This window comes from uncultured Parabacteroides sp. (assembly GCF_902493135.1).
Taxonomy (GTDB): domain Bacteria; phylum Bacteroidota; class Bacteroidia; order Bacteroidales; family Tannerellaceae; genus Parabacteroides.
This window is the reverse complement of record NZ_CABUOD010000020.1, coordinates 56,946-83,454: the sequence shown is the minus strand read 5'-3', so window position 1 is coordinate 83,454 and position 26,509 is coordinate 56,946. Positions and strand designations below refer to the sequence as shown.

The following is a 26,509-nucleotide window of genomic DNA, read 5'->3' as shown; positions in this document are numbered from 1 at the left end:
GATAAAATAAGCCTTATTTTCAATATTCGTCTATTTTTTAAATGAAAGAGCCGTGGTTTTCTGTCAAAAAAACAAACCGATTCGTTGTTTTATTCAATTCTATCCTTTACTTTTGTGTAGAATTTGGTGTGAAATGACCGAAGATCATAAAAGATTGTTAGCTGTATTTGATGTTAGGGTTCGTGATTTGATGGAACTTTGCGATAGGCAGAGACAGAAAATCAACGAGCTTGAAGGTTTTTTGGTACAGAAAGAAGGAGAACTTCGACAAGCAATGAAGATGATCGAAGAGTTGAATGCCAAATGTGATAACATGCTGACTGCACGGGTCGTTTCTGTCAACGAGGGAGAAATGAAAAGTGCCAGGATGAGGTTATCCAAGTTAGTGCGGGAAGTAGACAAGTGCATTGCACTATTAAACGAATAGAGGCGATGGACGATAAATTTCTTATACATGTAGAGATAGCCGGTAAAAGTTATGGTGTCAGGATCGACCGGAGCGAGGAGCAGGTAGCCCGTGAGGCTGTCAGGCAAATCAGGAAGAAAATGGACCAGTACCGGAAGAAATATTCCGAAGTGGATGTAAAAGATTTGTTAGCCATGGTGACCTTTCAGCTATCGGTGGAAAACTTGAAGTTGGAGGATAAGAATGACACAAGTCCCTTTACTGAAAAGATACAGGAACTGACCGATAAACTGGAAAGTTACCTGAAGGATAAATAGTTGTAAGAATAAAGAAGATGCGTTTCCGCACTACTTTGCATGGGTGTATCCGTGTAAGGCAGTGCTTTTTTTGTATAATAATATAACTGAATTTAAACTATAAGTAAAATGGGTATGACTATAATCATAGCACTTGTGACCTTCATTGTCGGAGGTTTGCTCGTGTGGTTTGTGATGAGAGTCCTTATGAAGTCAAGGTATGACGCCGTGATACGCGAGGCTGAAAAGGAGTCGGAAGTAATGAAGCAGAAGAAGCTGCTCGAAGTAAAAGAGAAGTTCCTTCATTTGAAAGCGGACTTGGAGAAACAGGTGTCCGCCCGTAATTCGAAGATACAGTCTGTAGAGGCTAAGTTGAAACAACGTGAGTTGAGTTTGAACCAACGTCAGGAAGATCTGCAACGCAAGAATAGCGAAGTGGATGCCGTAAAGGAGAACCTGGCTGCCCAACTGGAAATGGTAGATAAGAAGAAGCAGGATCTGGATAAACTTCACCAGCGTGAAGTCGAACATCTGGAAACCCTTTCCGGGCTTTCTGCCGAAGAAGCGAAAGAGCGTCTGATCGAATCCCTGAAAGACGAGGCCAAGTCCGAAGCCACTTCCTATATCAACGAAATCATGGAAGAAGCGAAGATGACGGCCAACAAGGAGGCGAAGAAAATCGTTATCCAGTCTATTCAACGTGTGGCTACCGAAACGGCAATCGAGAATTCGATTACTGTCTTCCATATCGAATCTGACGAAATCAAAGGCCGCATCATCGGTCGCGAAGGCCGTAACATCCGGGCGTTGGAAGCCGCAACCGGTATCGAGATCGTGGTAGACGATACGCCCGAAGCAATTGTGCTGTCCGGCTTTGATCCGGTCCGTCGTGAAATCGCCCGTCTGGCTTTGCACCAGTTGGTACAGGACGGACGTATCCATCCGGCACGTATCGAGGAGGTGGTGACGAAAGTGAAAAAACAGGTGGAAGACGAAGTGGTGGAAACAGGTAAACGTACCGTTATCGACCTCGGTGTTCATGGCTTGCATCCTGAACTGATCCGTATGATCGGTAAGATGAAATATCGTTCTTCATACGGCCAGAACCTGTTGCAGCACGCACGCGAAACAGCAAACTTATGTGCTGTGATGGCATCCGAGTTGGGCTTGAACCCGAAAAAGGCGAAACGTGCCGGACTGTTGCACGATATAGGTAAGGTGCCCGATGACGAGCCGGAATTGCCGCACGCAATCTTAGGCATGAAGCTTTGTGAGAAATATAAAGAGAAACCGGATATCTGCAACGCTGTAGGCGCTCACCACGATGAAGTGGAAATGCAGACGCTGCTTGCTCCGATCGTACAGGTTTGTGATGCTATTTCGGGTGCACGTCCGGGAGCCCGTCGTGAGATCGTCGAGGCTTATATCAAGCGTCTGAATGATTTGGAACAGTTGGCTCTTTCTTATCCGGGGGTAGTGAAGACGTATGCTATCCAGGCCGGTCGTGAACTCCGCGTAATTGTCGGGGCCGATAAGATCGACGATAAGGATACTGAAAACCTGTCAAACGAAATCGCAAAGAAGATCCAGGATGAAATGACTTATCCGGGTCAGGTGAAGATCACGGTAATCCGTGAGACTCGTGCGGTAAGCTACGCCAAGTAGAATCGATAATCACTGAATAAGTTTATGGAGGGCCGGGCTGAATGAAGTCCGGCCCGTTTTTTATAAAACCTTCATTTAATGGTTCAAATATTCTTGGATTATCCTCTAAATGCCCATCGGTTGTTTTATGTATTAGGGTTCACACAGCTTGGAAGCTTTTGGAGATCAGTATGTTGCTGTGAACCCTGTGAATGCAGGATAAAAGAGGCGGGATGAATCGATAGGATGGGCGGATCGTAAACCTGTTTCACAGGTTTCACAACAAATCATTGATCATTAGGTGTTTGCTTCCTGTGAACCCTGTTTTTAGTTTTATCATATAGAGAGGATCGGAGGGGTTCCTGTCTCATAAAATATAGGGTATAGGCTAAAAAATACAGCCTATATCCTTTTCGTGAAAAGCCTATAGGGTAGCAGTAAAAAGGTAGGCACCTATTCGACAGCCGATGCCTACCTTTTCAGGAAGCGAATAGCGCGGATAAGAATATTACCGATGCAAAAAAGCGGTTGCCCGGAATGGGGCAACCGCTTTTTTAATTGTTATGTAAAACCGGATTATTTATTTGTAGCTGTAACCCGTTTTCTTCTGTGCGCTATTGGCATTGGCTCCGGGGATCAATGTGAAGCCCCACTTGTATTCCCGGTCTGCAGGTAAAGTGTATTCCGGTTCCGGACGTGAATACCAACTGTCGTAGCCGGCCAATCCCTGCTGTTTCAGGTCTACGCATACTTCGACGAAGTTACGCGGTGCGATGTCGTTGATATGCGTCTGGCGAGGTTTGTCGTACGGTCCGATTTCCGGACGGTTGGCGATGTCTTCCGGTGTGAAATTGTTCCACTGGTACGGACGGTCGGTCGCCTTGCCGGCATCGAAATCTTCGACGGAGTTACGTAGTGCGTTGAATTCCATCTCGTCGTCAGCAACGATTAACAGGTTCTTGCCTTTACCGCCTAATGAAATCCAGCGTGTATCGCAATGGTGGCCGTTTTCCTGCGGGCGGACATAAGGGAAATACTGTTCTCCTGCGGTGCTCTTGTACTGTCCGATCATGTAACCTGCCTTGCGGTCCCAATAGTTTTCCAGCGGACCGCGACCGAAGTATTCCAGTTGATCCATTGTTGCCGGCAGGCGGAAACGTATGCCGATACGCGGAACGACCATCTTGTCGCGTTCGCTCATGTTCTCGCGGCCCGGAGAGAATGTGGCGGTTGCAGTCGCTTCCGATATCTCGATCTTCTTTCCATCCAAATGAGCCGGAGTGAAAAGTGTAGCCACGTTCATGGTGCCATCGGGATAGATTTTATAAGTGATGACGAACTGGTTGCCGGCCGGCAATTTGTAGTCGACTTTCACGATTGCATTACCATCTGCGATTTCAGCGGAAGCGTTTGTCACGTTGAAATTACGACTTGCGATTTCCCAGATTTCCAGACGCTGCGGGTCGCCGCTTCCGTAGTCGTTGTCGTTCGGGGCACGCCAGAAATTAGGGCGGATACCGAAACCTTCGTTGAAGTATTCCGTGTTGCCCACCTTGTAAGAGGTGACGACGCCGGCTTTCTTATCGAATACGAAGTTTACTTTCGAGGAAGTCACCTTCACGTTGTCTCCTTCTTCCGATACAGTCAGTTTAGGACCACCGGCCTTATAAGCCATCTTGTCGGCTTCGACAGGCAGACGGAACTGGCCCAGTGCGATATCATGGCCGGCAGGAACAAGACCTTCTTCCTTTATGGTCGTAACGGCGAAGTCAACTAAATAGTCCACACCTGCCTGCGGTTTCAGGCCGGCTACGGGGACCGTGATTTCCTGTGAGGCCTGCGGAGCCAGGTCGAGTGACATCTTGTTGCTTTTGATGATCTTGTTGTTCGCTTTTATGGTATAAGTAAACATATAGTCCTTCAGGTTCGTGAAGTAGAAGCGGTTGGTGATCTTGAACACGCCGTTTGCCGCATCTACTGCTTCGAAGCCGACGTTCTGATGCGCGAACTTCACTTCTGCCATTCCCGGATGTGGTGTGCGATCCGGATTGACCAGACCGTTGCAAAGGAAGTTGCCGTCGCTCGGCATATCTTTGCCGAAGTCACCGCCGTAAGCGTAAAACTCTTTTCCGTTTTCATCTTTGGTAAGGATACCCTGGTCTACCCAGTCCCAGATCCAACCGCCTTGCAGGTTCGGATATTTGTAGATGGCTTGCCATTGTCCCCACAGGTTACCGGTCGAGTTACCCATCGCGTGGGCATATTCGGACGGTGCAACGGGACGGTCGCTGCCTTGTGCGCCGATCTCTTCCAGCCATCCGGCGCTTGGATATTGCGGTACATACATATCGCTATTCCATTCCCAAAGGGCACGTTCGTAGTTGACCGGACGGCCCATCATGGTCTTTTCCTTATCTTTCAGGTATAAATAAGTCTGGTAGAAGTTGTAACCGTTTCCGGCTTCGTTACCTAATGACCAGATTGTGACGGACGGATGGTTTTTGTTGCGTTCGTACATGTTGACCGTGCGGTCCATGTGCGGTTTCAACCATTCCGGGTTGTTGCCTAACGTACCGCCTTTACGCAGGTTGTAGTACATGCCGTGCGATTCGATGTTGGCTTCGTCGTAAACATACAATCCGTATTCGTCGCAAAGCTCGTAGAACTTGCGGTCTTGCGGATAATGGCACAGACGGACGGAGTTCAGGTTGTTCTGTTTCATCAGTTCGAAATCCTTGCGCATCAGTTCTTCCGGCACGTAATGTCCGGTCAGCGGATTATGTTCGTGGATGTTTACGCCTTTGAACTTGATCGGCTGTCCGTTGAACAGCAAGACGGTGTACGGTTTGCCGTTCCCGGCGATCCGGTCGATCTCTTTGATTTCGATGCGGCGGAAACCGACGTTCTGCGGGATCACCTCCGTCACCTTGCCGTCTTCCTTGATCGTCATCAACAGCTTGTAGAGGTTCGGATGTTCTGCGTTCCAGCTTTCCACGTTGTCCAATGTCTTTTCGAACGAAGTCGTTGTAATCGTGTTCGGGCTTACCCACAGCTTGTTTTCGGCCGTTGCAGCCACATTGCCTTTTGTGTCTAATAATTCGTATGTGACGTCGATGTTCTTGACCTTGTCGGAATGGTTCTTGATATCCATTGCCAGACTGAAGATACCGTTCTTGTAGGTGTCGTCGAGCGTGGAGACAATACGGTAATCATTGACGGCGATCTTGGGCTGTGACCATAGATAGACGTCGCGTTCGATACCGCTCAGACGCCAGAAGTCCTGGCATTCCAGATAGGAGCCTGTACTCCAGCGGAAGATTTTCAGTGTCAGTACGTTCTTGCCCGGTTGCAGGTATTTGTTGATCAGGAATTCGGCCGGATTCTTGGAATCTTCGCTATAGCCGACTTCCTTGCCGTTTACATACACATATAAGCCCGATTTGGCTCCGGCGATGTGCAGATATACGTCACGTCCGTCCCAACCGGCGGGAATCTCGAAGTCGCGGCGGTAAACACCTACCGGATTCGCTTCCGGCAATAGCGGAGGTTGAGGGTTACGCGGCTTGAACTCATATCCGTGGTTCGTATAGATGGCGGTACCATGTCCTTGGACTTCCCAGTTTCCCGGAACGGTGATGTCGTCCCAATCGGAAGTGCTGGCAGAAGGATCTGTGATGTTGGCGGGAAGGTCTTTGTACGAATCTACGAAATAGAATTTCCATGTGCCGTTCAGCAACGAATAGAAAGGACTTTTTTCATATCGGGAAGAGAGAGCTGTGGCACGGTCTCCATAACTCATGAAAGAGGAGCGGGGTGCCTCTTTGTTTACGGCAACGACCTGGATGTCCTGCCAGTAAGGCTTCGCAGGCCGGTTCGTCGTATTGTCAGCCAATGCGGTGCCCAGAAGGAAGCAACTCAATGCTCCTGTGAGCATCGTTTGTTTGATCTTGTGTTTCATATGCATTTTTAATTTAGATTAGCACTTTAGAAATTGAGAATTGAAAATCATGAGTAAACAAACATTTCTCAATTTTCAATTCTCAATTCTCAATTATCTTGCTGCGTAGAAGGAATAACCTTCGGCAACTTGTCTGAAAGCAAGTACGCCGGCCTGGTTCAGTTCCACATTCATTTCTTTGCCGTCGGGAAGGTACATGACAACTTCGTCGTTACTATTGAACTTCAATAACTTGGTAGCTTCGCCGTCTGCTTCTACGCTCCAACTCTTGTCTGCTTCATTGAAGACCAGGTCGACCGCTTTCTCTTCTCCTTCTTTCTGGATGTGGTAGCCGTCTTTCTTGGTTTCGATGGCATACGTGCCGTCTTTCGTTTCGATTGTTTTTACCGTACCGGCATCTGCAACAGGGTTGTTTCCGCTCCAGAACTCGATAGAGTTTAATACTAATACATCGGCTAATGCTGAGATTTCATAAACCGGAACAATCCAGAAGGCGATGAAAACCAGTTCGTTTACAAACTTGCTGTCAATGTTTCTGTTCCAATCCAACAGCTTATTGGATAACCCAAATGATCCAATACATGATGAGAATAATACACTGCTGGCAAGCGTTGCCGCTACCAATAAAGTTACACTTTTTTTCTTCATGAATATTTAATATTTGTAGTTAATTTGGGGGCGAAGATAACAATTTATTTCGGATTTGCTTAAGACCCTGTTTGTTTTCTGTTATCGGGACGGTTATGAGTTCCGGCAAATTAAATGTCTTGATAAAGGTTTTATAGTATTCGGGATTTTTCTGAGGAACCATAAACGGCTTGCCGGCGAGCCCTGTTTCCGGATTAAAATAAGCAATGAACGGATGCGCCCATAGTCCGTCTACACGTTTACTACTGAAAACAAACCATTTTCCTGAAGAAGACCAAGTGTGAAAACTCTCTACATTATCGCTGTTTACTTCCTGCATATTTCGGATATTTCCATTTTGCAGATTTAAAAGATAAAGTTCGCTTTCAGGATGCCATATGGAAAAGTTGCCATAATCGGAGCAAGTGAACATCAGGTAGTTTCCGTCCGGAGAGATTCTCGGAAAGGAAATGCTTTTATGGAAAGCCGATGCTTCGTATACGCATTCGGGTTTACCGAATGTTTGTCTTCGGGCATCGAATGGTATTTTGTACAAGTCATAATAGATACTGTCCAAAGAGGTTCGGGGAGTGATGGCCTTGCTTCGGCAGAAATACAATGTTTTTCCGTCCGGGCTCCAGGTAGGAAATGTCTCCATCCATTCCGGCCCATAAATAAGCGAGTCGGTGATAAGCCGGTTTGTTTCGCAATCCCATACGATCAGGTCGGATTCCCGGTCCGATACCTCTATCGGCTTTTTTCCGGTAGAATGGAAAAACTGCTGTATCTCATTGACGGAGTAAGCAATATATCTCCCGCCCGGATGCCAGGCTGCGTATGTCCCTCCATTGCTCATTCCCGGTTTTTTAACGTCGACTTTCCCGATATTCCCGTTACGGGAGATAATGGTTCCCCCGTTATTCCCCCGTATATGGATCATCATCGTCTCCGGATTGTTTTGGAAGAAGGTGTGGCAATTCATACAGGTCGATCTGTCCGATCTGTTTTCGATAATGGGGATTTCTTCGTAGGAGGTGAGGTCACGCTGGTAAATACCCATTTGATTCCATAGCTCGTAGCCCGGATATAAAAGGCGGTATGCCAAGTATGGATCTATCGGCTCTGCGGAAATGGAGTTTCGGATCTCTTTGTATTGTGTCCATTTCCCTTTTTGCCGGATGGAAATACGGATATAAAACTCATTTCCGGCTGCTGCCGAGGCCAATTTGTGCCACTGCTTCAAAGGAATAATTATTTCTCCCTTTTTATTTTTCCGGGTAAAGACAACTTTGTCTTCGAATCCTATTTCTACATAAAATTCCTCGCCATCCTCTTCTATCTGAAAGTTGGGAGGTGCGATGTTGACCGGAAATGTGACTGCTGTGTAGTCGGGGAACAGGGTGGGAGGTTTATCTATGTAAGCATCCGGTGTGATCTTTTCCTGGCTACAGGCAGTCATCAATATTATATATAGAAGGATGATAAACGGTTTCATAAGCTGTTATTGTTGTGTCTGTTTATAGTTGTCGAGTATATTTTGGTAAAGAGGCGGCATTCCCGGATAAGAGAATTGTTTTATTCGTGGCAGGTACTCCACGAATAGTCGGGTCTTTTTGCTAAGTATCAGGTAACTCATCAGGTATTCGAACGCCATACGATTGGTAGAATCCTGCTCACAGATAAATATAAGCTCCGGGCCTAAATTCTGAATATTGGCAAAGCGTGCTTTCTTCTCTTTTTGTTGGGGAACAGGCGCCAAGCCCGGAACTTCACCGGTAGGGACCAGCCTTTCATATTCTTCAGCTTGCTTGCTGTAGAACAAGGATTGCTTTAAGATCCTGATAAAACGCATCGCGACTTCCTGACGTCCGTTTACAATGTTGTAACGAACCAGGTTCAGGAGAGTAGGAGCTGTTTCTCCGTAGACTACCAACGCTTCGGACGCCCAGCGTTGAGCTTCGTTGATATAGCCCAATTGTTCATACAGATAATGTCCATACCTGCTTTGTCGTGGATCGCTGACCCAGGGCAGGAAAAGAGAATTGATTCCATAGCTCTGCGGGTAATTCAACAGGTCGTAAGGCATACGTCCGGTATGGTAAAGAGCCATATTGCAGAAATAATCCATTAGCTGGCTTTCTCCTCTATATTTTTTTGCATGGGTAAGAACCTGGTCCCATTCTTGTTTCTTTACATGAAACTCTGTTTCGATCAGTAACCGTTCGCGCATATTGTAAGTACGGACAAATGAATAGAATGTGCATGAGGCATACACAATCAGGCATAGGATTGTACAACTTTTCTGTGTTTTGGGGTTGTTTATGAGACGGGGCAGTATGCAGGCTGAAAGTGCGGTTAGCAAAAGGATTATGAAGACAATCACTGGATAGATCCAGCCCAATGCGAATCCTGTCAGCAGGAAACAGGGAATCGAGGCATAACAAAAAGTTTTTCTGTGAAGTAAGGACAGTAAGCATGTTATAAGGAAAATACAGAAAAGGCTTGTAATCCTGCTGATCTCGAAATCAGAAGATTCGAATTGTATGAATAAATAAAGGGATGGAAGTAATGCTATCTGTAACGGATCGTGTTTCCCGGTTAGCCTCCGAATGGTTAATGTCGGTAGCAGATATAGGCAGGATAAGATAAATGCCAATACTATTTTTCCCGTATAAGGCAGATAGAAGAATTGGATGACAAAGTTTGCAAAATATTCACCAGTCTTTCCCGGCTCTGATAAATAACTCTCCAGATAGGAATTGGTAAACAGGAAAAGTTGCTGTTGCTCATGGTAAGGGAAAAGATAAGCCAGGCTGTCCATAAACATGAACAGGAGCAAACCGAAGAGAAGGGCAAAAAGTAACCAGTGAATATGCTTCATAAAATAATGAAACACGAGAGAACATCTGTCCTCCCGTGTTTGCTGTAAATATTGATATCGCTTATTTTTTTGAGTATCCCGGATTCTGGGTCAAAGCCGGATTCAGGTCGATTTCTTCCTGCGGAATTGGGAACAGGTAGTTATGATCTTCATATTTGCTACCTGTCAGTTTGATGTTTTCACCTTGATACAGGATACATTTCTTTCCGTTGTCTCCTTCCGGAGCGTTAGGATCATCAACCATCTTGTATTTCATTCCCAGGAACGGAGCGTTCAACACATCTTTAGCTATGCCCCAACGGCGGATGTCCCATTTGCGCTTGCTGCCTTCCATTGCAAATTCCACTCGCCATTCGTTACGGATACGTTGACGGAGGGCATCTTGTGTGCCGCAATAGGTCGGTTTGCTTGCATCCGTATTTTGTAACTCCGGCATGCCTACACGACGACGTACCTGGTTGACTGCATCAAAAGCTGAAGCATCTAATGGTGAAATCTCATTTTTAGCTTCTGCGTAGGTCAGCAATACTTCTGCATACCGAATAACATGCCAGTCTTTACCCATGTCCCAACCTGTTGATTGTGGGTCGATTGACGGGTCCAGCCATTTTTGATCGTAATATCCTGTAGCTGTAGCATCGTTATGTTGGGCAACGCCGGTAGAACCGCTTGATTTCAGTGGGGCTGTTTTGATGGTTACGCCATACATTTCTTCTCCGTCGTGCAATACACAAACTTCTAAACGCGGGTCGCGATCTTTAAATGGATTTGCGGGATCGTAAGTTGTGGATTTATCAATCGGAGATCCGTCAATACACTCGAAAGCATCGACTAAGCTCTGAGTCGGATTGATGCCTCCCCAGCCTTTTGTTGGAAAACATCCCCAACCGATGATGTAATTTGTCAATTCCGGCGCATTGAACTGCCTTACTAAAATAGCCTCTTTGCAAGCTTCTTGTTCTTCCCAGAATAGATGGGCATACTTGCCTGTGTTATTTGCATCGAACAACTCATATTCTCCTGATTCGATAACGGCTTTCGCGGCATCGGCTGCTGTGTCGTAGTTCTTGAAATATAATGCTGCACGCGCTTTCATGGCATTGGCTGCGCCTTTTGTTGCACGACCATAATCGCTACTTCCCCATTGGGCGGGTAAATGGGCTATTGCATAATCAAAGTCTTCCATTACTTTTGCGTAGACTTCTTCGACCGGCGTACGTGTAATATTTCCCATTTCTCTCAAGTCTACCGGTTGGTCGACATAGGGAACTCCGCCAAATGTTTGGATAAGTCCGAAATAGGTATAACCTCGTAAAAAACGAGCTTCTCCCATCACTGCTTCTTTATCAGCTTGGCTGTAATCAGATATATTGTCTATTTTAGACAGCAAGATGTTACAAGCGCGGATTGCTTTATAGTCTCCGCTCCAACTCATCGCGGCGGGATCATAGATACCTCTGGATACATCTCCGGCAGCCCATTTGATACCATGTACTGCATTATCCGAATCGATATCCGAGTCGATATCTCCGTTATCACCTCCGGGTAATACCTGGCGATATACGTCTGCAATAAACATTTTTGCGTCATTGGGAGTTTTCCAGAAGCTACCGTCTGATAGTTCATCATCCGGTATGCGATCCAAAAAATCGCTACATGAACTGAAACCGAATAGTGTGATAGCCAGAAGGGCTATATATATATAATTCTTTTTCATATTTCTAAATTATAATTAGTTGTTTAAAAACCTACTTTAAGACCGATTGATATTTTTCTTACGTTCGAGTATAAACCTCCACGGGCATTGGATGGAGCTGATTCCGGGTCAAGTGAATCCATACCGGTTATCGTAAACAGGTTTTCACCGGTCAGGAATATTTTTACGCGATCCAAATTGATTTTGCTTAGTAATGCTTTCGGAATGTTGTAACCGATCGTCAGGTTTTTCAACCGGACATAAGAAGCGTCTTGCAACCAATAAGATGAGAACTGATAGTTGATTTGGTCAGCCATTGTGATACGCGGATATGACGCATCGTGGTTGGTCGGTGTCCAACGGTCCAAATGGCGTTCCAGGACCTTACCGCCGTTGAAGAATGCATAGGCTGCTTCACCATTAACGTAGGCATCTACATCGAATGCACCTTGGAAGAAGAATGACAAATCAAAATCTTTGTAATATAGATTGGCTCCTAAACCGGCAGTCCAACTTGGAAACTCTTTTCCGATCACTTTGCGATCGTTGGCGGCATCGATTTTTCCATCGCCGTTCAAGTCTTTGTAACGGATATCACCCGGTTGTTCCGTCCCGGTGCGCGTCGGTCCTTTTGCGACTTCTTCTGCTGAATTAAATAAACCGTCTGCTTCATATCCGTAATATGAACCGATAGGATAACCTTCCAGGAACCAGAAATTGCCACGTCCGTCTCCGGGTTCTTTTCCTTCTGTCCCTTTCAGATCTGTCAATTCATTGTGAACATAAGCGATATTGAAGTTTATGTCATAACGGAAATCTTTGCTGATAGAGTTGTTGTGGAAAATGCTTAAATCGAACCCGGTATTCTGTACCTGGCCTGCATTTTGTCTGGGTGCGTCCATACCGAATATGCCCTGTACGGGAAGGAGCAACAACATGTCGTTGGTTGTTTTCTTGTATCCGGCTAATTCAAATCCTATTTTATTGTTGAGGAAAGATGCTTCGATCGCACCTTCGATACTTGTTACGGTAGCCCATTTGAGTTCCTGGTTTGCGTAACGGCTTTCTTTGATGGTTGAATAAAGCGTATTTCCAAACATATATTTATCGTACGCGTATGAAGGAACGGTCAGATAAGCTTCTTCGTCCTTCAACTCTTCGTTACCTGTTTGTCCCCAGCCTGCACGTAATTTCAAATTACTGAGCCAATCAAGCCCCGCATTTTTCATGAATTCTTCTTCGGTGATTCTCCAACCTGCTGAGAAGGCAGGGAAAGTACCCCAACGGTTGCCGGAGGCAAAACGGGATGATCCGTCTATACGGACATTTGCTTCTAACAGATATTTGTCAGCAAAGCTATATTGGGCACGTCCGAAATATGAACGATGAGCGACTTCGTATCTTGACTCTTTGTTCGTTTGTGAAGATGCATCCAATGTGCTCAAAGATTCTTGCAGTTCATTGTTGCCTCCGCCTTTACGGGTCGCCTCTAAATGTTTGTAGCGGTAATCGATCTGTTCAAAACCGCCCAATAAACCTAAATCGTGTTTACCCCATGTTTCGTTATAGTTGATCAATACCTGGGTGGTGTACCAGTTCCACCAAGTCTGTTTTTCATACCCTTCTCGAAGGCCGGTCGTCGCTTCGTCTTTAGCACCGTAGACAATCTGTGTTTTGAAACCATCTTCGCTTTTTTCATCATTACGTACTGAAAATAAAGCTTTAGCTGTCAAATTGGGCAGAATGTTTACTTGTCCATATAATGTCCCGTTTACCTGTTGGTCCATTGTTCTTCTGAAACCGTCACGTCCTAATAGAGCGACAGGATTGTCTTTACCGTTATAGATGAATTTACCATCTTCATTTCGTACGCCTTCAACAGGGGTTGCACGGTTCGTGAATTGAGTCATACCGGCAACGCTATTCCATCCGTCCATTAAGGTTCCTCTGTAGCCTGAAACATTCAAACCGGCAGAGAACCATTTATTGATTTGTGAATCAACGCTGGTACGTGCATTAAAACGTTTGTAGTTATTGGCATCGATCAAACCGTTTTGTTGCGTATAACCGACTGATGCGCTATAACTTGTTTTTTCTGAACCACCGCTGATGGAAAGGTGGTGCATTGTTTCAATCGCGTTTTGGTTCATGGTCTCTTTATACCAATCGGTATTGGGATGACCATAAGGATCCGTGCCATTACGATATAATTCAATGTCTTCGTCTGTAAAACGAAGTGGATTGTTCGGGTTGTCATTAAGAGTTGCTTCATTATATAATATCGCATAATCTGCAGCTCCTAAGAATTTAGGACGCATAGTTGGGGTTGACCAACCTACATTACCTGAATAGTTAACACGTGCACGGTCTACTTTTTTACCTTTCTTGGTTGTGATCAAAATAACTCCGTTAGCAGCCTGAACACCGTAGATGGCAGCAGAAGATGCGTCTTTCAATACTGTAAGACTTTCGATATCGGCAGGGTCGATTGTGTTCATACTACCCGGAACACCGTCTACGATAACTAACGGACTTGCCGCGTTGACGGAGTTTTTACCGCGAACAGTAATTGTTCCTGTCTGGCTACCCGGACGTCCGGAACTTTGAATAGCCGTAACACCCGGCATCTGTCCGGCTAATGCTGCGGATACACTTGATACTGGCCTTGATTCCAGAGTCTCTGCTTTAATAGAAGATACGGATCCTGTTAAGTTTACTTTTTTCTGTACGCCATAACCGACCACGACAACTTCATCCAGTTTTTGAGTGTCTTCCTTCAGGTCTACATGGATGGATTGTTCTCCATTGTACTTGATTTCTTGGGTTAAATAACCGATAAAGGATATCACGATTACATCCCCTTTTTTTACTTCCAGAACGAAATTTCCGTTCATGTCGGTAACAGTACCGTTTGTTGTACCTTTTACAACTACGGAGGCTCCCGCTACAGGGCCGAATTCGTCTTCAACGACACCTTTCAAACTCGTTTGTTGCTGAGAGATGCCAACTTTAGGAGTCGCTGTCTCATTAGATGCGAACACTGTTCCTGTTGTGAACAATGCAGCAGACATCAACATTAGGCTGACTGGTCTTGCGATTTTCAACATACTAATTGTTTTTTGTTTAATAATAGTTAGATATAATAGGCTTTAAGAGGACCTGTTTCTTCTACAGCTCACACTTATTTGCTTATTTTTTAGTAATTAGGGCCAAAGTTTATGCTTTCACATGCGTAGTTCTTGTAGGACTAAGATTAAGTTTTGCGAGTTTATGACGAAAGATCTAATATCATCCCTGTCTATATAAAACATCATGGAATCATAACAGTCTGGTTATGTAATATTTATCTATGCAATAAGAGGTGTTTTGTTAGAAACATGGAGGCAAATGAATTTCGATATGCTTAATTGTTAATTAACATTTCGAGATGTATGCTTGGTTAAAATACTTCAGAAATAGGGGACATGTATGAAACAAGACACTGATTCATGTATTTCACGTAAAGCTACAATATTGTCGGATTTTCAAAAGATTTAGAGCTATAGATAGCACTTATAAGAAAAAATAACAATTAATATTGTTTGTGTTAGTAAAATATTTTAATATATTTGTCCCGTTGTATAAAACGGTATTAAAAATACATTCAAGAACGTTCATGCTAATTTTTTCTAAAAAAACATGCATGATAATAAATAAATGTGTTACATTTGCCGCGTCAAAGGACGTAGTCCTACAAGAACTCCATACAGCAAGCCTTCCTATTAGTACATTCTCTTTTATATTTCTTAAAACAAGTCGTAGTCCTACAAGAACTAAGTCTTCATTTATATGACAAATTTATGATATATGTTAGAAATCATACCATGAATGTAAAGAGTCTATAAGTAAGGTGTTTACCACCTCCTTGGATCTTATTCATATAGTGACTATTATTATTAAACAAAAAACAATTAGTATGTTGAAAATCGTAAGACCAGTCAGCTTTTTGCTGTTGTCTGCTGCTTTATGTTCCTCAGGAACAGTGCTTGCGGCTAATGAGACAGCAACTACCAAAGTTGGTATTTCTCAGCAACAGAAAAGTTTGAAAGGAACAGTTAATGATGTACTGGGCCCCGTAGCCGGTGCTTCAGTAGTCGTAAAAGGTACGACAAACGGTACAGTTACCGACATGGACGGTAACTTTGTTCTGGAAGTGAATAACGGTGATGTGCTTCAAATCTCTTTCATCGGTTATGTAACACAGGAAATCAAGTACACCGGACAAGCTACTTTGGCTGTGAATCTGGTGGAAGACACTCAGAAGTTGGAAGAAGTCGTTGTCGTCGGTTACGGTACGCAGAAGAAAGTGAATATGACCGGTGCTGTTGCACAGATCGATAGCAAAGCGTTGGAAAACCGTCCTGTACAGAACATTTCTACAGCGTTACAAGGTACGATGCCTGGTGTTCAGGTAACTTCTGGCGGTGGCCGTCCCGGACAGGATGGTGGTACGATCCGCGTACGTGGTGTCGGTACGTTGAACACGGCTGACCCTTATATTTTGGTGGACGGTATCGAAACCGGTACGATGAACTCGGTCGACCCGAACGATATTGAAAGCATTTCCGTATTGAAGGATGCCGCTTCTGCTGCTATTTACGGTTCGAAGGCTTCCAACGGTGTAATCTTGATTACGACAAAACGAGGTAAGACAGGTAAACCGCGTATTTCCTATAATGGATATGTCGGTTTCCAGAAACCGACGGAAATGATCGACCGTATCAGTTCATATGACTATGCGCGGTTGTATAGCCAGTCTATGGTGGCGGAAGGTTTGAATCCTCGTTTTAATGAAACGGATCTTCAGAAATTCAAAGATGGTTCTTCTCCTGATACGCACCCGAATACGGATTGGTATGACGAGGCTTACCAAACCGGTGTGCAGCATTCACACAATGTCAGTGTGAGCGGTGGTACGGAAAATGCAAAATATATGGGATCTGTCGGTTATTTGGGACAGACAGGTATTCTTCCGAATGCAGAAAGGCAGCAGTTCAATGCACGTACTAACTTGGATTTGAAGTTGAATTCTAAATTGACAGTACGTTTGAATTTGGCTTATATTAAAAATGATTATGCAGACCCGATTTCTTCTTATTACTCCGGTATAAGGGATGATGGAGATTCTCGTTATGCTGCCAGTTCCGACCAGATTATCCGTCAGTTGAATCGTATTTCACCGTGGATTGTCGGTCGTGCAGAAGATGGTACCTATGGTACGATTTCCGATGGAAATCCGCTTGCTTGGTTGGATGTAGATCAGACGGTTAAACGTAAAAACCAGAACTTTTCGGGTACGCTGGCAGCTGATTATAAGATTATTGATGGGTTGGTTGCGACGGTAACAGGTTCTTATGTCAATAATCAGCAGCATTATATTGCTTTTCAGAAGTATATTAAGTATAACCCGAATAAAGAAACGGAGCAGAATCGTGCGGAAGAGCGTTTTATCGGTTGGCATCGTGCTACATTCGATGCTTTGTTGAACTACGACAAGCAATTCGGTGAACATGGCTTGAAAGCGATGGCAGGTTGGCATACGGAAAAGTATGACTATTCTTTTAACCATCAGTTCCGTAAGAACTTCCCGACTAACGATTTGACCGATATGAATGCGGGTGATCCTGCATCTCAGAAAAGTTTTGGATTTACTCGTGAATTGGCAATGATTTCATGGTTCGGACGTATCAACTATGATTATGCCGGCAAGTATCTGTTGGAAGGCAATATCCGTGCGGATGCATCTTCACGTTTTGCCGATGGTAATCGTTGGGGCTATTTCCCCTCTTTCTCTGCTGCATGGCGTATCAGTGAAGAAGGCTTTATGGAAAATACGAAGGACTGGTTGAACAATTTGAAGATTCGTGGTTCATGGGGATTATTGGGTAATCAGGATGCATTGAGTGATTACTATCCCTGGATGAACACGTATGCTTTAGGTGCAAGTTACCCATTGGGTGGCGCTTTGCAGTCTGGTTATTATCAGGATAGTTATAAGTTGGCTTCCATCTCATGGGAAAAATCCCGTACATGGGGACTTGGTTTTGATGCGACACTAAACAACAAGATCAACGTGACGTTCGATTACTATGACCGCAAGACGACGGGTATCATTATGGATGTACCTGTTCCGCAGGAGTTCGGTTTGGGTGCATACAAGGACAATGTGGGTGAAATGTCCAACCGAGGTGTCGAAGTAATCTTGAGCTATAATAACAAGTGGGGTGACTGGTCGTTCGGTGCAACCGGCAACTTCGCGTACAATAAGAATATTTTGCAGGACTTGGGATTGTCTGGCAGTTCTAAGGAGATGCAAGATCCGAACAACGGCAATAAGATCCGTCGGATCGGTGAAGCATTGAATACCTACTTGGTTTATGAATCAGACGGTTTCTTCGAATCAGACGAAGCGGCACAGGCTTATATGGATAAATATGCTGGAAAGGACGGATATCCGTTCTCCAAAAAGTTCAAAGCCGGTGACCTGATTTACAAGGATACAAATAATGACGGAAAAATCGATGACTCTGACCGTGTTTTAGCAGGATCGACCGACCCGAAATTTACTTTTGGTTTGAATTTGAATGCTGCTTATAAGAATTTCGATTTGTCAATGACTTTTACAGGGGCAGCTGGTGTAAGCCGTTTGATCAACAAGGAAGTGACCGGTTATTTCGCTGGTGACGACTCTCACCCGGCAACTGTTTGGCTGGATGCCTGGACACAGGACAACAAAGATGCCACGATGCCGCGTGTTGCTTATGATGAAAGTTCTAACAACTATACGACTTCTACATTCTGGGTGCAGAATTCCAGCTACTTACGTATGAAGAATCTGCAATTCGGATATTCGCTTCCGAAAAATGTGTTGAAGTCTGTCGGAATTGAGAATGTTCGTTTCTACTATTCAGTAGAAAATTTGTTTACGATCCATAATATGCTTGTAAGCGTTGATCCTGAAATCGGAGATGAACGTGGTTCCAGTTTCCCGTTGACGCAGACACATGCCTTTGGTGTGAATGTGACATTCTGATAAATGTGAAAAATTAAGATTTAAAAGAAAGATATAAATATGAAACGATTATTAGTATATATGTTGTCAGGAATGGCAATTTGGGCTACTTCCTGTTCCGATTTTTTGGATACGGCTCCGTTGGATGCTCTGTCTCCGGCAACGACTTGGAAAACGGAAACAGATGCCGAAAAGTTTCTGATCGGATGTTATGACGGTTGGGCCGATGAAACCGGTATTTTGTATTGGGACTGTGCTTCCGATTTCGGATTCAATTTCCATGCCCATGAAGGATGGAGAGAGATAGGTGCAGGCACAATGACACCGACAGGTAATGTTGCCAATTACTATTCATTTGGAATGATCCGCCGTTGTAATGATTTCATCAAGAATATCGAGAGTGTCGAGTTTGCGGATGCGAACAAGAAAAACGATATGATCGGACAAGTCAAGACCATCCGGGCTTATCAATATTTCACAATGAACTGGTTGTATGGTGGTGTACCCATCATCGATTCGTATGAAACTGCCGAAGAGGCCAAGGTTCCACGCAATACAGAAGAAGAGGTGAAGAAATTCATCTATGACGAACTGGATGCTGCTATCCCGATGCTGAATGATGCGCCGAAAGCCAGCGGATATATTGCCAAAGGTACGGCATTGGCGCTGAAAATGCGTACAGCCCTGTTCTATTCGGATTTTCAGTTGGCAAAAGATGCTGCCAAGGCTATTATAGATTTGGGACAATATGAATTGGATCCAAGTTTTGAGAACCTTTTTATGGTGTCCGGACAAAATTCGAAGGAAATCATTGCGGCTGTCCAGCACGATGAAAATTTGTATTCAAACTGGATGATTGCAACGATGTATAACAATGGCGATGGTGGTTGGTCTTCTATGGTTCCGACACAGAATCTGATTGATACGTATGAAATGAGCAACGGTTTGACAAAAGAAGAGGCTGGTAGTAGTTACGATGCAAAACATCCGTTTGCCAACCGTGACCCGCGTATGGCTATGACTGTCCTCTATCCGGGTATGGATTGGAACGGTAAAGTATTGAATACATTGGACAAAGAAATCGATGGAAAGGCAAATCCCAATAACAATGGGGCGAATAACTGTTCCAAGACTCGTCTGACTTGGGCGAAATATTTAGCTCCGATGGATCAGTACAATGATGTTTGGGCTACCAATTGCCAGCCGATTATTTTCCGTTATGCGGAAGTCTTGTTGAGCTATGCGGAAGCGGAAAATGAGTTGAACGGGCCGTCTGCTGAAATTTACGGTATGTTGGACCAGATCCGTGAACGTGTTGGTATGCCGAAGGTAGACCGGAACAAATATGGTTCGAAAGATAAGTTACGCGAATTGATTCGTCGTGAACGTGCTGTTGAATTAGCCGGTGAAGGTCTTCGCCGTCAGGATATTATCCGTTGGAAAGACGCCAGTGGAAAGATGGTGGCTGAAACGGTGCTGAACGGCGAATTGAGAGTGATCACCGGTACAATCGACTATAAAGAAAAAGAGCCGACCAAGCGTGCTGTCATTACAGGTAGCGAGCTGGTTGAAGAACGTGTGTTCAAACCGTTCCACCGTTATCTGCCGATCAAGCAGGACTATATACGAAAGAATGATCAATTGAAACAGAATGACGGTTATTAATAAGAACTGATATTTTTATCATGTTTTAAGGAGGGATATATTGGATCATTTCCAATATATCCCTTTCCTTTGTATTGAAAAACACTTAAAATGGCATGAAGCATAAAACAATCTCTTATTTCTTATTTTTTATTTGCGTTGCGTTGGGATATGGTTGCAACGCTCCTTCTGCTTCCGGTCGGGAAGTGCTGGACATGAATACCGACTGGGCTTTTTACCGGGGGGATGTGACGGAAGGGAGCCGGACGGATCTGGATGATTCCGGATGGATGCCTGTCGCCCTGCCTCATATCATGCAATTGGAAACGAAACATTGCGGCGGAAACTCCATTTATGACGGGATCGGTTGGTATCGCCGTTATTTCAAACTACCTGCAAAATATAAGGATAAACGGATCGTCGTTTCTTTTGAAGGTGTGATGGTGAATTGCGATGTTTATCTGAACGGTCAAGAGATTACGGATCATCACGGTGGTTATATGGGATTTGTTGCAGACCTTACGGACCGTATCGATTGGGATGGCAATAATGTGCTGGCTGTCCGTGTGTCTGCCGAACAGGACCCGCTTACACCTCCGGGAAAGCCGCAGGATAAAATGGACTTTTACTATTATAGTGGGATTTACCGGGATGTCTGGATGGTGATTACGGACAAGATTTATATAACAGATCCTTTACAGGAAAACATAGTTGCCGGCGGTGGCCAGTTCGTGACTTTCCCCGAAGTGACAAAGGAGAAAGCAAGAACGCATATTGCCACACATGTCCGGAATTTGACAGATAATGATGAAGCCCTTTCCGTTTTCTCGCAACTGGTCGATTCGGCAGGCCGTATCGTTGCAGAGGCAGAAACATCGGTGACCTTGCAAAAGCAATCGGACGGGACGGTGGAGCAGAACCTCATTGTCGATCAACCTGCCTTATGGCATCCTTATACGCCTCACCTTTATACCTTGCGTACACAGTTGCTGTCGGATGATAAAGTCCTCGATGAAACCATCCGGAAAATCGGTATCCGTACGATCCGCTACACGGCCGAGGACGGGTTCTTTATCAATGGGGAAAAGCTGTATATGCGCGGAGCCAACCGCCACCAGGCGTTTGCCAACGTCGGGGATGCGGCCTCCAACTCCATGCAGGTGAGGGAGGTGATCGACCTGAAACGAGGTGGCTATAATGCGGTTCGCGCCGCTCATTATCCGAACGATCCGGCTTTCCTGGAGGCATGTGACCGATATGGGCTGTTAGTGGTGGAGTGTATTCCCGGTTGGCAGTTCTATAATCCGGATTCCACTTTCATCAAACGTTTGTATGAGATCGGACGCCAGATGATCCGCCGTGACCGGAACCACCCTTCCGTCGTTCTTTGGGAAACGGCTTTGAACGAATCCCGTTATCCGGTCTCTTTGGCAAAGGAGATTTTCGAACTGTCTCATGCCGAATATCCGGGCGATCAGATGTACACTGCAGGCGATTACTTCGGACATGCGGAAATGGAACCTTATTATGATGTCTTTTATAAGCAGGTTTCCAAGTTCCCGAAAGACGGGGATGTGATGAGTAATTATCCGGAAGATTTTATAGCGGTCAAGCCGTTGTTTACCCGTGAATGGGGAGATGGCGTGGGCGAAAAACCGCGTGTCAGCTTGAAAGAAAGCGAGGAAGAACAAATGCGCCAGTGCCGTAGCCGTATCGAACAGTTGAACGGCAAAGGCTATTTTGACTGGTGCATGCTGGATGCCAATCCTCATATGGGCGGCCATTTCGTTTGGAGCTACAATGACTATGCGCGAGGTAGCCAGGATGAAACGATGTATAGCGGTGTGGTGGATATCAACCGGTATCCGAAATTCAGCTACTTCATGTTGCAAAGTATGCGGGACAAGACAATTTCACAACCGGGATTATATGAAGGGCCGATGGTCTTTATCGCTTCTTATAATGCTTCGGGAGATTTCGCCTCGTCGACGACGGATATAACGGTTTTTTCCAACTGCGACGAAGTCCGTCTTTATCGTAATGAGAAGCTGGTCGGGACTCAGACGAGGGAAGAACGGACTCCGCTGTATCGTGCGGTTGTCGAGAAGGGGGGGAGTCCGGTATTCGTCTTTAATGCCGGGGAATATGAAGCCGGGACTTTAAAGGCGGAAGCGCTGGTTGGCGGAAAGGTTGTGGCGACCCATAGTGTGAGCACTCCGGAAAAAGCCGATCGTCTGGTTGTGGATATCAAGACGGATGGCATTGTTCCTGTTGCTGACGGCTCGGATATGATTCCCGTCTACATTAAGGTCTGTGACAAGAACGGCTCTTTGGTCTACAACTCCGGACAGGAAATCCGTATTCAGGTCTCCGGTGAAGGGATGCTGGTCGGAGACACGATCAGCCGTATCGGTATCAATCCTCAGAAGGTGGAAGGAGGTGTTGGGTTCGCATTTGTCCGCACGACGAAGAAAGCCGGTAAGATTACGGTGAAAGCGACAGCAGAGGGTTTGTCCTCCGGTGAAGCTGAAATCAGCACGAAGCCGTTTGAAGGAAAGTCTCTGCCCGATGGGAAACATGCCCTGTTTACCGGGAAAGAAGAAGACAATGTTGTGGTAAAACCTTCTTCCTGGCAGAAGCGCGTCTTGGAAAGACCGCGCCTGAAAATAGCGTCGGTCCAGGTCGGAAGCAGCCAAAACGGGTATCCGGCCTCCAATATAATCGACAATGACGATCATACCTGGTGGATCGCCGGGGAAGATCGCTTGCCGCAAGTGGTCACTTTGGTGCTGGACCGTCCGACATATGTGGTTGCCAGCCGTATCCTTTTCCAGAAAGACAGCTCTTCCTATAAGCATAAGGTGGAGACTTCCGAGGATGGCGAACGGTGGGAACTCCTCTATGAACGCGAATGTACGGGGTGGGAGTTTAAGCCGATGACGGTTGACCGGGAAGTGAAATATGTCCGCTTGACAATCGAGAATGTCTCCGAAGGACGTGCCGGCCTGGGGGAAATCTCACTCTATTAATATATAATGTATAATACGTTTAATCTGAATAGCATGAAGAAAATCTTATTTATGTTGGCAGTCCTGTTCTACGGGGCAAGCCTTTTTGCACAGGACAAGCCGTTCGACATCGAACATGCGCCGGCCCCTTTGTACCGTTGTCCAATCCATGACGGTCCGACCGACCCGACGCTCGAATGGAATGAGAAGCGGCAGGAATGGTGGATGTTCTACACCCAACGTCGCGCCAATGTCCCTAACTTGCAGGAAGTGGCCTGTGTCTATGGCAGTAAGGTCGGGATCGCGGCCACCAAGGACAACGGTAAAAACTGGTATTATGTCGGGACGGCGAACCTGCCGGAACCTATGCAGGGACAGAGCACTTTCTGGGCTCCCGATGTGTTCAAGCATAAGGACGCTTATTACATGATCGTGACCTTTATCCCCGGCATTCATCCTTTCTGGGGAGGTGATGCCCGGCTTGTCTTTTACAAGAGCAAGGATCTGCTGAACTGGGATCTGGTGGAGGAAATAGAGGGTACGCATGGTTGTATCGACGCTTCGGCGTTTCAGATGCCGGATGGGACGTGGAAGATGTGGTACAAGACTCCCGACTCCAAAACAAATACGGGTGTGAGCAAGGATCTGACGACCTGGGAGATAACTGGTAAATGCGAGATCGACGATGTCCCGCATGAAGGACCGATTGTCTTTTATTGGAAGAATAAATACTGGAACATCATCGATGAATGCAATCTGGGATATGTCGGCTTGCATTGTTACGAATCGGACGATGCGACAAACTGGACCTATAATTCGACGATCCTGAACAAGCCGGGCCTCCGTCCGGACGATTTTGACCAGGGAAGGCATTGCGATGTCGTCGTGATTGGTGACCGTGCTTTTATTTTCTATTTTACCCATCCGGGACGAACGTACAAAATGGACGGTATCGAAGTGGAAGAAAACAGTTGGAACTATCACCGTGCCTCCATCCAGATTGCTGAGTTGGAATATGTGGATGGGAAGATTGTCTGCGACCGGGATAAATATGCAAAGAAAGTTCCGTCACCTATCGAGCGGAAGAAGAATTAAAGGACGGCGCTCCAATAAAAATTTTATATACCTTTGCATCTGCTAAAAGAGAAAAAATATGATTTCTGTTGAAGGACTTACAGTTGAGTTTGGCGGGTTTACGCTTTTTGATGATGTCTCGTTCGTGGTAAATAAGAAGGATCGTATCGCACTGGTGGGAAAGAACGGTGCGGGAAAATCGACGATGCTGAAAATATTTGCCGGATTGCAATCGCCCACATCCGGATCGGTCAGCGTACCGAAGGAGACGACGATAGGTTATCTTCCCCAGCAGATGAAGCTGGCGGATACACAGACGGTGCGCGAAGAGGCGGAACAGGCCTTCGAGCATATCCATGAGATGGAGAAGGAGATAGAACGGCTGAATCAGCAACTGGCCGAGCGGACCGATTATGAAACGGAATCGTATCAGAACCTCATAGACCGTGTCACGCATCTGACGGAACATTTTCAGATGATGGGCGGAAATAATTACCATGCCGAGTTGGAACGGACGTTGATCGGTCTGGGATTCAGCCGTGAGGATTTCGACCGGCCGACCTCCGAGTTCAGCGGGGGATGGCGCATGCGTATCGAACTTGCCAAGCTCCTGCTCCGCAAGCCGGATATCTTGTTGCTGGACGAGCCGACCAACCATTTGGACATCGAGTCCATCCAATGGCTTGAAAACTTCATCGCGACACGTGCCAATGCGGTTATCCTGGTTTCACATGACCGGGCGTTTATCGATAACACGACTTTCCGGACGATAGAGATAGAACTTGGTAAGATCTATGATTATAAGGTAAAATATTCCGAATATGTGGAATTGCGTAAGGAGCGCCGCGAACAACAGCTTCGTGCCTTTGAAAACCAGCAGAAGAAATTGGCCGATACGGAGGCTTTCATCGAGCGTTTCCGTTATAAAGCGACCAAGTCCGTGCAGGTGCAATCCCGTATCAAACAATTGGAAAAGGTTGAACGCATCGAAGTGGACGAAGTGGATACGGCTATGTTGAGCCTGAAATTCCCTCCGGCTCCCCGTTCCGGTTCCTATCCGGTGATTGCGGAAGATGTAGCCAAGCGCTATGGCGACCATCTGATTTTCGAGCATGCCACTTTTACCATTAACCGCGGAGACAAAGTCGCTTTTGTCGGCAAGAACGGCGAAGGCAAGTCCACGTTGGTTAAATGTATAATGGGAGAGATCGACTTTACCGGAAAGCTTCAGTTGGGGCATAATGTGAAGATCGGCTATTTTGCACAGAACCAGGCACAGCTGTTGGACGAGAATATGACCGTTTTCGATACGATCGATTATGTTGCGCAGGGGGATATCCGCCTGAAGATACGGGACATACTGGGGGCTTTCATGTTCGGTGGAGAAGCATCGGACAAGAAAGTGAAGGTACTGTCCGGTGGAGAAAAGACCCGTCTGGCCATGATCCGGCTGTTGTTGGAACCGGTGAACCTGTTGATCCTCGACGAACCGACCAATCATTTGGACATGCGTTCGAAAGATGTGCTGAAAGATGCTTTGAAAGAGTTCGACGGTACGGTTATCGTCGTCTCGCACGACCGTGAATTCCTGGATGGACTGGTAGACAAGGTTTATGAATTCGGAAATAAACGGGTGATCGAACATTTGGGAGGTATTTATGATTTCCTGGAACATAAGAAGATGGATAGCTTGCGCGAATTGGAACGTTCCACCCAAGCGACAACCTCTATGGATGGAACCGCTTCGGAGCCGACCCGAAACAAGCTCTCTTATGAAGCCCGCAAGGAACAAAGCAAGGCAATCAAGAAAGTTGAAAAAGCGATAGCCGAATCCGAAAAGAAAATAACGGAACTCGAAAACTCCATTGCTGCTATCGAGGTCAAGCTCGCCACTCCCGAAGGGGCGGCGGATGTTTCCTTATATACCGAATATTCCGAATTGAAGAAGAAACTTTCCGACACGATGGATCTCTGGACGGAACAGACCCTCGAACTGGAAGAACTGAATGCGGCCAATAGTTAGGTCGAAAAGACTTTTGACAACTGTCGAAAAGGTTTTTGACATGTGTCGAAAGGGTTTTTGACCAAGGGCGGAAAGATCTTCGGCCAAAGGCCAAAGGTCAATGATTGGGCTGTTTGACAATAGAAGCATGGCTATTGTCACTTAAATAAAACCTTCCTGGACCGACTTACTCTCTCTGTTTTGAAAAAGTAAATATTAACG

14 protein-coding genes are annotated in these 26,509 nt (G+C 45.7%); 8 read left to right on the top strand and 6 right to left on the bottom strand.

Translation table 11 applies throughout. From position 1 onward, the window contains the following. The first annotated feature begins 133 nt into the window (after nt 1-133). The 3 genes from RDN79_RS10885 (at nt 134) to rny (ending at nt 2,367) form a co-directional block, all read left to right on the top strand. Nucleotides 134-427, top strand: a complete 294-nt coding sequence (locus RDN79_RS10885; protein ID WP_298547054.1) for a hypothetical protein — start codon at nt 134-136, stop codon at nt 425-427. A 5-nt stretch (nt 428-432) separates the two neighbouring features. Then, the gene (locus RDN79_RS10880) at nt 433-723 is read left to right on the top strand and encodes a cell division protein ZapA (RefSeq protein WP_298547052.1); all 291 of its coding nucleotides are present in this window, start codon (nt 433-435) and stop codon (nt 721-723) included. A gap of 108 nt (nt 724-831) precedes the next feature. After that, the gene (gene rny / locus RDN79_RS10875) at nt 832-2,367 is read left to right on the top strand and encodes a ribonuclease Y (protein WP_298547050.1); all 1,536 of its coding nucleotides are present in this window, start codon (nt 832-834) and stop codon (nt 2,365-2,367) included. 559 nt (nt 2,368-2,926) lie between these two features. On the opposite strand, the gene RDN79_RS10870 is transcribed toward rny, so the two are convergent. The 6 genes from RDN79_RS10870 to RDN79_RS10845 form a co-directional block, all read right to left on the bottom strand. Beyond that, nucleotides 2,927-6,304: a glycoside hydrolase family 2 TIM barrel-domain containing protein gene (locus RDN79_RS10870; protein WP_298547048.1), complete on the bottom strand. Its 3,378-nt coding sequence runs from the start codon at nt 6,302-6,304 to the stop codon at nt 2,927-2,929. A gap of 93 nt (nt 6,305-6,397) precedes the next feature. Then, nucleotides 6,398-6,952, bottom strand: a complete 555-nt coding sequence (locus RDN79_RS10865) for a DUF3332 domain-containing protein (RefSeq protein WP_298547046.1) — start codon at nt 6,950-6,952, stop codon at nt 6,398-6,400. A gap of 19 nt (nt 6,953-6,971) precedes the next feature. Continuing rightward, nucleotides 6,972-8,426 carry a cytochrome C biosynthesis protein gene (locus tag RDN79_RS10860; protein WP_298547044.1) on the bottom strand — a complete coding sequence of 485 codons (1,455 nt, stop codon included), beginning with the start codon at nt 8,424-8,426 and terminating at the stop codon, nt 6,972-6,974. Between the two features lie 6 nt (nt 8,427-8,432). Further along, on the bottom strand, nt 8,433-9,812 hold the full coding sequence (locus RDN79_RS10855; RefSeq protein WP_298547042.1) for a DUF6057 family protein: 1,380 nt from the start codon (nt 9,810-9,812) through the stop codon (nt 8,433-8,435). 61 nt (nt 9,813-9,873) lie between these two features. Next, complete coding sequence (locus tag RDN79_RS10850; protein ID WP_298547040.1) at nt 9,874-11,529, bottom strand: RagB/SusD family nutrient uptake outer membrane protein; 1,656 nt, start codon at nt 11,527-11,529, stop codon at nt 9,874-9,876. Between the two features lie 23 nt (nt 11,530-11,552). Continuing rightward, nucleotides 11,553-14,615 (bottom strand): TonB-dependent receptor, encoded by a 3,063-nt coding sequence (locus RDN79_RS10845; RefSeq protein WP_298547038.1) that lies wholly within the window; start codon nt 14,613-14,615, stop codon nt 11,553-11,555. An 848-nt stretch (nt 14,616-15,463) separates the two neighbouring features. Between RDN79_RS10845 and RDN79_RS10840 the strand changes: the two genes are divergently transcribed. The 5 genes from RDN79_RS10840 to RDN79_RS10820 all read left to right on the top strand — a co-directional run bounded on the left by RDN79_RS10840 (nt 15,464) and on the right by RDN79_RS10820 (nt 26,308). Next, complete coding sequence (locus RDN79_RS10840) at nt 15,464-18,580, top strand: TonB-dependent receptor (RefSeq protein WP_298547036.1); 3,117 nt, start codon at nt 15,464-15,466, stop codon at nt 18,578-18,580. 39 nt (nt 18,581-18,619) lie between these two features. Then, the gene (locus RDN79_RS10835) at nt 18,620-20,224 is read left to right on the top strand and encodes a RagB/SusD family nutrient uptake outer membrane protein (RefSeq protein ID WP_298547034.1); all 1,605 of its coding nucleotides are present in this window, start codon (nt 18,620-18,622) and stop codon (nt 20,222-20,224) included. A 95-nt stretch (nt 20,225-20,319) separates the two neighbouring features. Next, nucleotides 20,320-23,232, top strand: coding sequence for a glycoside hydrolase family 2 TIM barrel-domain containing protein (locus RDN79_RS10830; protein ID WP_298547032.1), 2,913 nt, complete (start codon nt 20,320-20,322; stop codon nt 23,230-23,232). 33 nt (nt 23,233-23,265) lie between these two features. Then, on the top strand, nt 23,266-24,306 hold the full coding sequence (locus RDN79_RS10825) for a hypothetical protein (RefSeq protein ID WP_298547030.1): 1,041 nt from the start codon (nt 23,266-23,268) through the stop codon (nt 24,304-24,306). Between the two features lie 58 nt (nt 24,307-24,364). Beyond that, on the top strand, nt 24,365-26,308 hold the full coding sequence (locus RDN79_RS10820) for an ABC-F family ATP-binding cassette domain-containing protein (RefSeq protein WP_298547028.1): 1,944 nt from the start codon (nt 24,365-24,367) through the stop codon (nt 26,306-26,308). The last annotated feature ends 201 nt before the right edge of the window (nt 26,309-26,509 follow it).

Excerpts from the sequence above, each read along its gene's own strand:
- RDN79_RS10885 (WP_298547054.1), top strand. The coding sequence starts at position 134 with ATGACCGAAGATCATAAAAGATTGTTAGCTGTATTTGATGTTAGGGTT.
- RDN79_RS10880 (WP_298547052.1), top strand. The coding sequence starts at position 433 with ATGGACGATAAATTTCTTATACATGTAGAGATAGCCGGTAAAAGTTAT.
- rny (WP_298547050.1), top strand. The coding sequence starts at position 832 with ATGGGTATGACTATAATCATAGCACTTGTGACCTTCATTGTCGGAGGT.
- RDN79_RS10870 (WP_298547048.1), bottom strand. The coding sequence starts at position 6,304 with ATGAAACACAAGATCAAACAAACGATGCTCACAGGAGCATTGAGTTGC.
- RDN79_RS10865 (WP_298547046.1), bottom strand. The coding sequence starts at position 6,952 with ATGAAGAAAAAAAGTGTAACTTTATTGGTAGCGGCAACGCTTGCCAGC.
- RDN79_RS10860 (WP_298547044.1), bottom strand. The coding sequence starts at position 8,426 with ATGAAACCGTTTATCATCCTTCTATATATAATATTGATGACTGCCTGT.
- RDN79_RS10855 (WP_298547042.1), bottom strand. The coding sequence starts at position 9,812 with ATGAAGCATATTCACTGGTTACTTTTTGCCCTTCTCTTCGGTTTGCTC.
- RDN79_RS10850 (WP_298547040.1), bottom strand. The coding sequence starts at position 11,529 with ATGAAAAAGAATTATATATATATAGCCCTTCTGGCTATCACACTATTC.
- RDN79_RS10845 (WP_298547038.1), bottom strand. The coding sequence starts at position 14,615 with ATGTTGAAAATCGCAAGACCAGTCAGCCTAATGTTGATGTCTGCTGCA.
- RDN79_RS10840 (WP_298547036.1), top strand. The coding sequence starts at position 15,464 with ATGTTGAAAATCGTAAGACCAGTCAGCTTTTTGCTGTTGTCTGCTGCT.
- RDN79_RS10835 (WP_298547034.1), top strand. The coding sequence starts at position 18,620 with ATGAAACGATTATTAGTATATATGTTGTCAGGAATGGCAATTTGGGCT.
- RDN79_RS10830 (WP_298547032.1), top strand. The coding sequence starts at position 20,320 with ATGAAGCATAAAACAATCTCTTATTTCTTATTTTTTATTTGCGTTGCG.
- RDN79_RS10825 (WP_298547030.1), top strand. The coding sequence starts at position 23,266 with ATGAAGAAAATCTTATTTATGTTGGCAGTCCTGTTCTACGGGGCAAGC.
- RDN79_RS10820 (WP_298547028.1), top strand. The coding sequence starts at position 24,365 with ATGATTTCTGTTGAAGGACTTACAGTTGAGTTTGGCGGGTTTACGCTT.